The sequence below is a fragment of the Pseudomonas alkylphenolica genome (assembly GCF_004025535.1).
Classification (GTDB): Bacteria; Pseudomonadota; Gammaproteobacteria; order Pseudomonadales; family Pseudomonadaceae; genus Aquipseudomonas; species Aquipseudomonas alkylphenolica_A.
This window is the reverse complement of the sequence record NZ_QJRG01000034.1, coordinates 767183-779730: the sequence shown is the minus strand read 5'-3', so window position 1 is coordinate 779730 and position 12548 is coordinate 767183. Positions and strand designations below refer to the sequence as shown.

Annotated in this window: 9 protein-coding genes; 3 read left to right on the top strand and 6 right to left on the bottom strand. The window is 63.1% G+C overall.

The annotated features are described in order from the left end of the window. Positions 1 to 27: 27 nt before the first annotated feature. The 3 genes from DM813_RS07745 (at position 28) to DM813_RS07735 (ending at position 3584) form a co-directional block, all read left to right on the top strand. Complete coding sequence (locus tag DM813_RS07745; RefSeq protein WP_128322818.1) at positions 28 to 1245, top strand: MFS transporter; 1218 nt, start codon at positions 28 to 30, stop codon at positions 1243 to 1245. A gap of 352 nt (positions 1246 to 1597) precedes the next feature. Further along, positions 1598 to 2755 (top strand): MFS transporter, encoded by a 1158-nt coding sequence (locus DM813_RS07740; RefSeq protein ID WP_128322817.1) that lies wholly within the window; start codon positions 1598 to 1600, stop codon positions 2753 to 2755. Between the two features lie 73 nt (positions 2756 to 2828). Continuing rightward, entirely contained in the window at positions 2829 to 3584 is a 756-nt protein-coding gene (locus DM813_RS07735) for a FadR/GntR family transcriptional regulator (protein ID WP_128322816.1), read from the top strand. 71 nt (positions 3585 to 3655) lie between these two features. Here the strand turns inward: DM813_RS07735 and DM813_RS07730 are convergent, their stop codons facing one another. From DM813_RS07730 to DM813_RS07705, 6 genes are all read right to left on the bottom strand, one after another. Further along, positions 3656 to 5239, bottom strand: coding sequence for an aldehyde dehydrogenase (NADP(+)) (locus tag DM813_RS07730; protein WP_128322815.1), 1584 nt, complete (start codon positions 5237 to 5239; stop codon positions 3656 to 3658). Between the two features lie 107 nt (positions 5240 to 5346). Continuing rightward, on the bottom strand, positions 5347 to 6900 hold the full coding sequence (garD, locus tag DM813_RS07725; RefSeq protein ID WP_128322814.1) for a galactarate dehydratase: 1554 nt from the start codon (positions 6898 to 6900) through the stop codon (positions 5347 to 5349). A 69-nt stretch (positions 6901 to 6969) separates the two neighbouring features. Beyond that, positions 6970 to 8346 (bottom strand): MFS transporter, encoded by a 1377-nt coding sequence (locus tag DM813_RS07720; RefSeq protein ID WP_128322813.1) that lies wholly within the window; start codon positions 8344 to 8346, stop codon positions 6970 to 6972. 106 nt (positions 8347 to 8452) lie between these two features. Then, on the bottom strand, positions 8453 to 9364 hold the full coding sequence (gene kdgD, locus DM813_RS07715) for a 5-dehydro-4-deoxyglucarate dehydratase (protein ID WP_128322812.1): 912 nt from the start codon (positions 9362 to 9364) through the stop codon (positions 8453 to 8455). Between the two features lie 235 nt (positions 9365 to 9599). Then, positions 9600 to 11030 carry an aldehyde dehydrogenase family protein gene (locus tag DM813_RS07710; RefSeq protein WP_128322811.1) on the bottom strand — a complete coding sequence of 477 codons (1431 nt, stop codon included), beginning with the start codon at positions 11028 to 11030 and terminating at the stop codon, positions 9600 to 9602. Positions 11031 to 11043: 13 nt separating this feature from the next. Next, a complete protein-coding gene (locus DM813_RS07705) occupies positions 11044 to 12543 on the bottom strand; it encodes a purine-cytosine permease family protein (RefSeq protein WP_128322810.1) in 1500 nt (499 codons plus the stop codon). Positions 12544 to 12548 lie beyond the last annotated feature (5 nt).

The following is a 12548-nucleotide window of genomic DNA, read 5'->3' as shown; positions in this document are numbered from 1 at the left end:
CCCAACCCACCGACGGATGTCCTAGTCATGGCTGTGAGCAGTGTCGCGTCAACTTCATCCACCCAGAGCGCCACTGCCCAGAGCAGTCCGCTGGTCATGCGGATCATTGCCGCCTGTGCCCTGGCGCACCTGATCAACGACCTGATTCAGGCGGTGCTACCGTCGATCTACCCCCTGCTCAAGGCCAACTACGGGCTGAGCTTTGCCCAAGTGGGCATGATTACTCTGACCTTCCAGATCACCGCTTCATTGCTGCAACCCTGGGTGGGCTTTTATACCGACCGCAAGCCAATGCCGAACCTGCTGCCGTTGGGCACGCTGTGCACCCTGGTGGGGATCGTCATGCTGGCGTATGTCGGCAGCTTCCCGATGATTTTGCTGGCCGCGGCGTTGGTCGGTATCGGCTCGTCGACCTTCCACCCGGAAACCTCGCGTATTGCCCGCCTGGCTTCGGGCGGACGCTACGGGCTGGCGCAGTCCTCGTTCCAGGTTGGCGGTAATGCCGGCTCGGCGCTGGGCCCGCTGCTGGCGGCGGCGATCATCATTCCGTTCGGGCAGGGCAATGTGGTCTGGTTCGGGCTGTTCGCGATCTTCGCGGTGCTGGTGACCTATGGCCTGAGCCGCTGGTACCGTGAGCACCTGAACCTGTTCAAGGCCAAAGCCGGCCAGGCGGCCACCCACGGGCTGTCGCGCGGGCGGGTTATCGGCGCCTTGGTGGTGCTGGGCCTGCTGGTATTTTCCAAATACTTCTACATGTCCAGCCTGACCAGCTATTACACCTTCTACCTGATCGAGAAGTTCGACCTGTCGGTGGGCAGCTCACAGTTGCACCTGTTCCTGTTTCTTGGCGCGGTAGCGGCGGGCACCTTCTTTGGCGGGCCGATCGGTGACCGTATCGGGCGTAAAGCGGTGATCTGGTTTTCGATTCTCGGTGTTGCCCCGTTCACCCTGGCGCTGCCTTATGCGGACCTGTTCTGGACCAGCGTCCTCAGTGTGATCATCGGCTTTATTCTGGCCTCGGCGTTCTCGGCCATCGTGGTGTATGCCCAGGAGCTGGTACCGGGCAATGTCGGCATGATCGCCGGGATATTCTTCGGCCTGATGTTCGGCTTTGGCGGTATCGGTGCGGCGTTGCTCGGCTACCTCGCTGACTTCAAGGGCATCGAGTATGTCTACAGCATTTGCTCCTATCTGCCGCTGTTCGGTCTGCTGGCCATCCTGCTACCGTCTACCGGAAAGCGCTGAGGCCTCAAGCTAGAGCTATTGACGGGTGGCATGGGTTCTCCTAGAGTGCCGCCCATTCTTTCCTGTGTAACCGACGTATGAGCCGCTTCAGCCTTACATTCGCGCAACGCCAGCCGGTCATCCTGACCCGTTGCTGCGATTGGCCGAGCGACACCGTGCTCAAGCGTCGGCGCAGCGTGCTGTTCGCCTTCACCTTCTCCCCACCCGTCCGCGCCCACTGATCAGGCTGCTGCGTGCCCGGCTTCCTGCCGTGGCCGAGCCTTTGTACATCTGAATTTTTTCGGTCGTGTTTGCGCGCGTCCGGGGCAATGTCGTCGCGATGTTGCGCCCGGGCGGCGGTTGTGGAGTGGTGATGAACAAGCGTTTTCTGGCGGGCCTGTTGTTCGCGGTGTCGGTTGTCGGTTTCAGTCTCGGTGCGAGCCTGCCCCTGGTGTCGTTGCGTCTGCTCGAGGCGGGGGCCAGTACTCTGCAGATCGGTATTCTTTCGGCCATCCCGGCAGCGGGCATGATGCTCTCGGCGTTCATGGTCGATGCCTGCTGCCGCCACCTGACCCGACGCACCATTTACCTGCTGTGCTTTGGCTTGTGCACCTTGAGCATCGGCCTGCTGGAGTGGGCGTTTTCCTCCGTCTACCTGCTCGGCCTGCTGCGCCTGGGGCTGGGGATCGGCATGGGCATCGCGATCATCCTCGGCGAATCCTGGGTCAATGAACTGAGCCCCGAGCACAACCGCGGCAAGATCATGGCGCTGTATGCCACGGCGTTCACAGGCTTCCAGATGCTTGGCCCGGCGATGCTGGCGCTGCTAGGGGCGCAGAGCATCTGGGTGACTGCGGTGGTGACCGGCTGTTATGGCCTGGCGCTGGTGTGCATCATGCTGACGGTTCCAGACGATCACGTTGAGCACGGCGAAGAAGGCGAAAAGAGCTTCTCTCTGGCCGGCTTCTTCCGCGTTGCACCTGCCTTGTGCATGGCCGTGCTGTTCTTCTCGTTCTTCGATGCGGTGGTGCTGTCGTTGATGCCGGTGTACGCCTCCAGCCATGGTTTTGCCGTGGGCGTAGCGGCGTTGATGGTGACGGTGATCCTGACCGGCGACATGCTGTTTCAGCTGCCGCTGGGCTGGTTGGCCGACCGCAGTGAGCGGACCCTGGTGCACCTGGTCTGCGGTGTGGTGGCGATGCTGATCGGCCTGGCCTTGCCCTGGCTGTTGCAGGTGCAGTGGTTGCTGTGGCCGGCACTGGTGGTGCTGGGTGCGGTGGCCGGCGGGGTTTATACCCTGGCGTTGGTGCTGATCGGGCAGCAGTTCAAAGGGCAGGACCTGGTCACCGCCAATGCCAGTGTCGGGCTATTGTGGGGTGTCGGCAGCCTGGTCGGCCCTCTGGTCAGTGGTGCAGCGATGGATGTTGCCCCGCACGGTCTGCCGATGGCGCTGGCGATCATGGCCGCACTGTTCGTGTGTTTTGCCCGCGGCGCCAATCGCAAGGCCTATCGCCTGAGGACGGCGGAATAAGCCGGGCGCATGTGATCGTACAACCAATTGCGCTATGATCCGGGTTGAAGAACATTCGGGACAAACGTTCGATATGAAAGACCAGAGCGCACTGCCACGCGCCCGCAGAAAGCCCCGTAGCCTGGCGCAGGAATTGGTGACCATCCTCACCGAACGCATCCGCGACGGGCACCTCAAGCGTGGCGACAAGCTGCCGACCGAATCGGCCATCATGGAAGAGCAAGGGGTCAGCCGCACCGTAGTGCGCGAGGCGATCTCGCGCTTGCAGGCGGCCGGCCAGGTGGAGACTCGCCACGGCATCGGCACCTTTGTGCTGGATACTCCGAGCCCGAGTGGTTTTCGCATCGACCCGGCGACCATCGTCACCCTGCGTGAAGTACTGGCGGTGCTGGAGTTACGTATCAGCCTGGAGGTCGAGTCCGCCGGCCTGGCCGCTGTGCGCCGCAGTACCGAGCAGCTGGCCGCGATGCGCGAGGCGCTCGATGCCCTTAACGACAGCGTGGCCCATGCCAGCGATGCAGTGGCGTCGGATTTCCAGTTCCACCTGCAAATCGCCATGGCCACCGGTAACCGCTACTTCACCGACATCATGACTCACCTGGGTACCAGCATCATTCCACGCACGCGGCTGAACTCGGCGCGCCTGGCCCATGATGACCAGCAACACTACATGAGCCGGCTCAGTCATGAGCATGAGGCCATCTACGAGGCCATTGCCCGCCAGGACGCCGAAGGTGCCCGTGCGGCGATGCGCCTGCACCTGACCAACAGCCGCGAGCGATTGCGCCTGGCGCATGAGCAGGCTGAAGCCCAAGAGAAGAGCGTTTGATCACCAGGCGGCGATAGGGTCAATAAAAAAGGCGCAGATCTCTCTGCGCCTTTTTGCATGCCGAGTACGCGTCAAGCGATGGCAGCTGCCGACCACTCACCATTGACCAGACGCTTGAGCCCCAGCGGATTGCTGTTGCGCAGCGCCTCAGGGAGCAAGGCCTCAGGATAGTTCTGGTAGCACACCGGACGCAGGAAACGGTCGATCGCCAAGGTGCCCACCGACGTGCCGCGGGCATCGGAGGTGGCCGGGTAAGGGCCGCCATGCACCATGGCGTCACATACCTCGACACCGGTCGGGTAACCGTTGACCAGAATGCGCCCGACCTTCTGCTCCAGCAGCGGTACCAGCCACTGATAAGCCTGGAGGTCGCCCGGCTCGCCGATCAGGGTGGCGGTCAACTGACCACGCAAGCCTTGCAGGGCCGCCTTGAGCTCGGCGTCATCACGTGCTTCGACGATGATGGTGGCGGGGCCAAAGACCTCTTCCTGCAGCAGTTCGTCGCCGCTCAGCAGTAGCGCAACGTCGGCCTTGAACAGCTGTGGGCGGGCCTGGTTGCCTTCCTGTGGTTGACCGGCGAGGTGGCTGATCCCGCTATGCCCTTGCAGGTGCTCAAGGCCTTTGCTGTAGCTGCGCAGCCCGCCGGCGTTGAGCATGGTTTGCGGCGCCTGGGCGGCCATCTGCTCTTGAAGCTGGGCCTGGAACGCGCTGAAGGCTGGCGAGCTGACGCCGAGCACCAGGCCCGGGTTGGTACAGAACTGTCCACAGCCCATGACCACCGATGCTGCCAGCTCGCGGGCGACGGTTTCGCTCCGCTGGCTCAGGGCATCCGGCAGCAGGATCACCGGGTTGATGCTCGACATCTCGGCGAATACCGGAATCGGTTGTGGACGTTCGGCAGCCATTTTACACAGGGCATTGCCGCCACTGAGCGAACCGGTGAAGCCGACGGCCTGGATTGCCGGATGTTTGACCAGGTACTCACCCACGCCAGCACCGAAAATCATGTTGAACACACCCTTGGGCATGCCGGTGCGCTCGGCGGCGCGGATTATTGCGCAGCCGACCAGGTCGGCGGTGGCCATATGCCCGCTGTGGGCCTTGAACACCACCGGGCAGCCAGCTGCCAGTGCTGCAGCGGTGTCGCCACCTGCAGTGGAAAAGGCCAGGGGGAAGTTGCTGGCGCCGAATACCGCCACCGGGCCGACGCCAATGCGCATCTGACGCAGGTCTACGCGCGGCAGGGGCTTGCGCTCGGGCAGGGCGAGGTCGATACGTGCGCCGAGAAAGTCGCCACGTTGCAGAACCTGGGCGAACAGGCGCATCTGGCCGCTGGTGCGACCGCGTTCGCCCTGGATACGGGCAGCCGGCAGGGCGGTTTCCTGGCAGACGATGGCGACAAAATCATCGCCCAGCGCATCCAGTTCGTCAGCGATGGCCAACAAAAATTCGCCGCGACGTTGCGGGCTCAGTTGCCGGTACTCGATAAAGGCCGATTCGGCGGCGCGGGCGGCGCTGTCGACTTCGTGCTCGGTGGCTTGAATGAAGGTGAAGGGCAGTGCCTGGCCCGTGCTGGCGTCGAGGCTTTTCAATGGCTGTGTACCGGCCGCGCTGCGCGTACCGGCAATGAAGTTATGACCAAGAACGGTGGGCATGGGGCTCTCCGGGTTCTGTGATTGAGGTTAGATGACGGACATCGCATGACTTTGCTGGAGCCTGTACAAATACCCCCAGCGCCGCGAGGGCGCTGGGGGGGCCGGCATCAGGTAATGGGCGCCGGGTTGAACAGGGTGATGTCGTTATGCAGTTTGTAACGTTCGGCCCAGGTCTGTTTGCGGCCGCTGGCCACGTCCAGGTAGTAGTGGAACAGCTCCCAGCCCAGTTCTTCGATGCTGGCGCGGCCAGTGGCAATGCGCCCGGCGTCGATGTCGATCAGGTCGGGCCAGCGCTCGGCCAGCTCGGTACGGGTCGAGACCTTGACCACCGGTGCCATGGCCAGCCCGTACGGCGTGCCGCGACCGGTAGTGAACACGTGCAGGTTCATCCCGGCGGCCAGTTGCAAGGTGCCGCAGACAAAGTCGCTGGCCGGGGTGGCGCAGAACACCAGGCCCTTGCTGGCCACGCGTTCGCCCGGGCCGAGTACGCCATTGATGGCGCTGCTACCGGATTTGACGATCGAACCCAGCGACTTTTCAACGATGTTGGACAGGCCGCCTTTCTTGTTCCCGGGTGTGGTGTTGGCGCTGCGGTCGGCCTCGCCGCGCTGCAGGTACTGGTCGTACCAATCCATTTCGCGGACCAGGGCGGCGGCGACTTCCGGGGTTTCGGCGCGGGAGGTGAGCATGTAGATGGCGTCACGCACTTCGGTGACTTCCGAGAACATCACCGTTGCCCCGGCGCGAATCAGCAGGTCGGAGGCATAGCCCAGGGCCGGGTTGGCGGTGATGCCGGAAAACGCATCGCTACCCCCGCACTGCATGCCTAGGATCAGCTCAGCGGCCGGGACGGTTTCGCGGCGGCGCTGGTCGAGTTTCTTCAGGCGGGTTTCGGCCAGTTCCATGATCTGCTCGACCATCTCGGCAAAGCCGTGGCTGGCGTCCTGCAGACGGTATAACCAGGGCTCGCTGAGGTCGACCGAGGCGTCGTTCTCGTGCATCACCTGGCCCGCCTGCAGCTTCTCGCAACCGAGGCTGATGACCAAGGCTTCGCCGCCCAGGTTGGGGTTGCGCGCGAGATTGCGCACGGTGCGGATCGGAATGTAGGCATCGCGGGCATTGATGGCCACGCCGCAGCCATAGCTGTGGGTCAGGGCCACCACGTCGTCGACATGCGGGTACTTGGGCAGCAGCTCGTCGCGAATGCGTTTGACGGCATGGTCGAGTACGCCGGTTACGCATTGCACGGTGGTGGTGATGCCGAGGATGTTGCGGGTACCGACCGTACCGTCGGCATTGCGGTAGCCTTCGAACGTGTAGCCCTCCAGTGGCGGCAGGGGCGCGGGGACGGCGTCGGACATCGGCAGGCTGTCCAGCGGCGGTGCCGAGGGCATGGCCAGTTGGGTTTCCTTTACCCAGCTGCCTTGTGCCAGGTCTTGCAGCGCGTAGCCGATTACCTGGCCATAGCGCACCACCTGCTCGCCCTTGGCGATGTTCACCAGGGCGACCTTGTGGCTCTGGGGGATACCTTCGGTCACCGTCAGGCCGTCGGCAAAGCGGCTGCCTTCAGCGACACCCTGATCATTCACCACGACAACAACGTTGTCCTGTTCGTGCAGGCGCACGTAGCGGGGTGAATCGGCGTGTTCGATCATGTGCATGGGGTGGCCCTTCTTGTGCTTTGTTCAGGCTGATCAGCACGCCTGCGGCCGGGGCCGCAGGCGTTTTACTCAACGGCGGGATTCGGCAAGTGCGGCAGCGCCAGGCTGTGTGTGCTCATTGCCGTTCTTGTTGGCATCTTCGCGCAATTCGATACGCTTGATCGGACCGACGATCACCAGGTAGCTGAACACCGCGACCAGGGCGTTGGCACCGACATACACCAGTGCCCATTTGAACGAGCCGGTGGCGCTGATGATGTAGCCGATGATGATCGGCGTGGTGATCGAGGCGATGTTGCCGAAGGTGTTGAACATGCCGCCGGACAGGCCGGCGATCTGCTTCGGCGATGTGTCGGAAACCACCGCCCAGCCCAGCGCACCGAGGCCTTTGCCAAAGAAGGCCAGGGCCATGATGCCCACCACCATCCATTCGGCATCGACATAGTTGCAGATGATCATCGAGGTCGACAGCAGCAGGCCGATGACGATCGGCGCCTTGCGGGCGAAAGTCAGCGAGTTGCCGCGACGCAGCAGGTGGTCGGAGATGATCCCGCCGAGGACGCCGCCGACAAAGCCGCAGATAGCCGGCAGCGAGGCGATGAAGCCGGCCTTGAGGATCGACATGCCGCGCTCCTGCACCAGATACACCGGGAACCAGGTCAGGAAGAAGTAGGTGATGGCGTTGATGCAGTACTGGCCCAGGTAGATGCCGAGCATCATGCGGCTGCTGAGCAGCTGCTTGATGTAGCCCCATTTCGGGCCGCTGCTGCCGGCCTGGCGCGGTTTGTCCATGTCGACCAGGCCGCCGTTCTGCTCGATGTGCTCAAGCTCGGCGGCACTGATCATCGGGTGTTCTTTGGGGTTGTAGATCAACTTCATCCAGGCGATGGAGAACAGGATGCCGAGCACGCCCATGACGATGAACACGTGTTCCCAGCCCCAGGCGTGGACAATCCAGCCCATCAACGGGGCGAACAGCACGGTGGCGAAGTATTGCGCGGAGTTGAAAATGGCCGATGCGGTGCCGCGTTCAGCGGTGGGAAACCACGCCGCTACGATGCGTGCATTACCGGGGAAGGACGGGGCTTCGGCGAAGCCGACCAGAAAGCGCAGCATGAACAGCGCAATGATTGCATTGGCCACCGGCAGGTAGCCGACAAAGCCTTGCAGGACGGTGAAGGCCGACCAGGTGAAGATGCTCAGTGCGTAGATTTTTTTCGAGCCGAAGCGGTCGAGCAGCCAGCCTCCGGGAATCTGCCCGAGGACATAGGCCCAGCCGAATGCGGAGAAAATATAGCCAAGGGTGATGGCATCGATGCCCAGGTCCTTCTGCAAGCTCGAGCCTGCGATGGAGATGGTCGCGCGGTCGGCATAGTTGATCGTGGTCACGACAAACAGCATGAACAGGATCAGGTAGCGTACATGCGTCTTTTTGGTCGCTTGCATGCAGGTGTACTCCCACTAATTATTTTTGTGCGGGGTTCTGTTTTTGGGGAGCCGAAGGGGCAGGCTTCGGCTCCGGCGACCTGTGGTCGCGTGGGTGCGTCAGGCGTTATTGCGCACCCTGCTTGTCCATCAGTGCCGCGAGCATTTCGTACTCGTCTGGCGTCAGGTCGGTGAGCGGCGTGCGTACCGGGCCTGCGTCGTAACCGGCGATCTTCGCCCCTGCCTTGACGATGCTGACGGCGTAGCCTGCCTTGCGGTTACGGATGTCCAGGTACGGCAGGAAGAAGTCGTCGATGATCTTGGCCACGGTGGCGTGATCGTCGCGGGCGATGGCGTGGTAGAAGTCCATCGCGGTTTTCGGGATGAAGTTGAACACCGCCGACGAGTACACCGGCACGCCCAGGGCCTTGTACGCCGCGGCATAGACTTCTGCAGTCGGCAGGCCTCCCAGGTACGAGAAGCGCTCACCCAGGCGGCGACGGATCGACACCATCAGCTCGATATCACCCAGGCCATCCTTGTAGCCGATCAGGTTCGGGCAGCGCTCGGCCAATTGCTCCAGCTGCACGGCATTGAGGCGGCAGACGTTGCGATTGTAAACCACCACGCCGATATCCACCGACTTGCACACCGCTTCAACGTGAGCGGCGACGCCGTCCTGGCTGGCTTCGGTCAGGTAATGCGGCAGTAGCAGCAGGCCTTTGGCGCCCAGGCGCTGGGCTTCCTGAGCATATTCGATGGCCTGGCGGGTCGAACCGCCGACGCCGGCGAGGATCGGTACGCTGGTGGCGCAGGTGTCGACGGCGGTCTTGATGATTTCCGAGTATTCACTGGCAGCCAGGGAGAAAAACTCGCCCGTGCCGCCAGCGGCGAACAGGGCGCTGGCGCCGTACGGGGCCAGCCATTCCAGGCGCTTGATGTAACCGGCGCGATTGAAGTCGCCTTGCGCATTGAAGTCGGTAACCGGAAACGACAGCAGGCCGTGGGAGAGGATGGATTTCAGTTCTTGTGGATTCATTGTTGTAGAACACCCTGTAAGACACATTGGAAGACGCAGCGGTACTCGAGTAGAGATACGTTATCGTACAACTTAAAAAGTGACTAGCCCCGCTTGTCCTCTTTTTTAGTGGGCGGGATATTTCCAGGGGGGCGAAGGTGTGTTCGAAAAGCTGCAGGGCGCATTGTAGGCTGCGCCAGCTTCCGATGTGGGAGCTGGCGAAGCCTGCGATCGAGCGCGTAGCGGTGGCAGGTGTTTAGCCGAGGCAGCGCGTTACATGTTTCACCGACTGGTACGACGACAACCCCCAAGGCCCGAGCTCGCGGCCGATACCGCTGCCTTTGGTGCCACCCCACGAGGTTTCGACGAACACCGCCTGGATCGAGTTGATCCAGACATGACCGACTTCCAGGGCATCGGCGACGCGCTCGGCGCGCACCAGGTCGCTGGAACAGACGGTGGCCACCAGGCCGAAACGGCTGTCGTTGGCCAGCGAAATCGCCTCTTCTTCGCTGCTGAAGCGACGGCTGCACAGTACCGGGCCAAAGATTTCCTCGGTCCACAGGCGGCTATCGGTCGGCACATCGGTGTACAGCGTCGGGCTGACGAACCAGCCTTCACGGTCCACAACCTGGCCGCCGGTGAGGCAGTGCAGGCCTTCTTCGCGAGCCACGTCGAAGTAACCGGCGACTTTGTGCCACTGCGCCTGACTGGTCAGCGGGCCCATGTCGACTTCTTCGGTCAGTGGATTACCCACGCGGAATTTTTCCAGTGCTGCTTGCAGGCGTGGCAACAGGATATCGGCAATGCCGCCCTGGACCAGCAGGCGCGAGGTCGCCGAACACATCTGCCCGGCATTCCAGGTGATGCCGGCGACGATCCAATCCACGGCCTGATCCGGGTCGCAGTCATCGAATACCAGGATCGCCGACTTGCCACCCAGTTCCAGGGTCACAGGGCGACAGTGCTCTGCAGCGCTACGCATGACCTGGCTGCCAACGCCATTGCTGCCGGTAAAGGACAGCTTGTCCAGGCCGTTATGGTTGCTCAGCGCAGCGCCGGTTTCGGCTTTGCCGTTGACGATGTTGAGCACGCCGGCAGGCAAGCCCAGGGCGTCGGCGATCTGGCCGTAGGCCTGCTCGATCAGTGGCGTGACCTCGGACGGCTTGAGTACCACGGTGCAACCTGCGGCCAGCGCCGGAGCGAGTTTCCAGGCACTGGTCACCAGCGGGAAGTTCCACGGCACGATCAGGCCGACCACGCCGACCGGCTCAAGGCGGGTGCGGGCACTGAAGCCTGGCGCGGCCAGTGCTACATCGCGGTTTTTCTGTGGCAACTGCTCGGCAAGATCGGCGTAGTAGTTGAAGGTGGCGATGGCATCATCCAGGTCGATCTCAACCTCGTGACGCGGCTTGCCGTTGTTCTGCATCTGCAGCGCAATCAGCGCTTCGCGGCGTTGCCCCAGTTGCGTGGCAAAGCCACGCAGGCAGGTGGCACGCTCGGCCGCACTGGTGCGCTTCCAGGCTGGCAGCGCCTGACGGGCAGCGGCCACGGCCTGGTCGACTTGAGCGGTACTGGCCGAGATGAGCTCGGCAAAGGGTTGGCCCAGCGACGGGTCAAAGACGGCAATGCAATCGCTGCCTTGGCCTTCGACCCAGCGGCCGTCGATGTAATGAGGAGTGGTCATGGCATAGCTCCGGTCAGGCCATCTCGGCAGTGCTCAGCGGCACGCTCGAGGCGCTTTTGCAGCGCACCCAGCGTGGACCGCGAGGGCCGTAGACACCAGCAGGTTCAGGGAAAAGGTTGAGCAGGGTCAGGTACAGCGCGCCGGCCAGGCCGAGGGTCACCGGCAGGCTCAGGTCGATGCCGCCGGCCAGGTCGCCCAGCGGGCCGACAAACTGCCCGGGCAGGTTGACGAAGCACAGGCCGACCACCGCGCTCGGGATCCAGGCGCCCATGCCACGCCAGTTCCAGCCGTGCTGGAACCAGTAGTGGCCGCCGCGTTCGCCGCGGGTGAACACTTGCAGGTCATCGGCGTGGTAAAAGCCACGGCGGGTGATCAGGCCGAGAATCATGATCACCATCCACGGGCTGGTGCAGGTAATGATCAGCACGGCGAAGGTGGACACGCTCTGCACCAGGTTGAAGGTGAAACGGCCAATGAAGATGAAGGCGATGGCCGCGACACCGATCAGCACCGTCGCGCTGGCGCGGCTGAGCAGGCGCGGGAACACGCTGGACATGTCCAGGCCGGTGCCATACAGCGCGGTGGTGCCGGTGGACATACCGCCGATGACGGCAATCAGGCATACCGGCAGGAAGAACCAGGTCGGCGAAATGGCCAGCAGGCCGCCGACATAGTTGTTCGCCTCGATGTACTGCGGTGCCTGGGTGGCCACCAGGGTGGCGGTGCACAGGCCGAACAGGAACGGAATCAGGGTACCGGCCTGGGCCGCAATGACCGCCAGCATGATCCGCGACTTGGGGGTTTGCCGCGGGATGTAGCGCGACCAGTCACCGAGGAAGGCACCGAACGAGACCGGGTTGCTCATGGCCAGAATGGCGGCGCCCATGAAGGCTGCCCAGAAGCCCGGCTGGCCGAGGTTGACGCTGCCGGCGAAGCGGGTGTCGAACGGGCCGGCAAACGCGACGATGCCCAGCAGGAACAGCAGGCTCGAGGCAGAGACGGCGACCTTGTTGACCCACAGCATGAAGCGAAAGCCGTAGATGCAGACGATCAGTACCAGGATGGCGAACAGTCCGTAGGCCAGGCCCAGGGTCAGGTCGGTTTCGGGCAGGCCGACCAGGCGCTTGGCGCCGCCGACCAGGGCGTCACCGGAACTCCACACCGACAGCGAGAAGAACGCCACAGCGGTCAGCAACGAAAGGAACGAGCCGACGATGCGCCCGTGCACGCCAAAGTGCGCACCGGACGACACCGCGTTGTTGGTGCCGTTGAGGGCACCGAACAGGCCCATCGGGGCGAGGATCAAGGCGCCGACCGCGACGCCGAGAATGATCGACCACAGGCCCGCCTCGAAAGACAGCCCGAACAATACCGGGAAGCTGCCCAGTACAGCGGTGGCGAATGTGTTGGCGCCGCCGAAGATCAGGCGGAACAGGTCGGTTGGGGTAGCGTGGCGTTGATCGTCAGGGATCTGTTCCACACCGTTGGTTTCGATACCACTCGATTGCGTCATCGTAG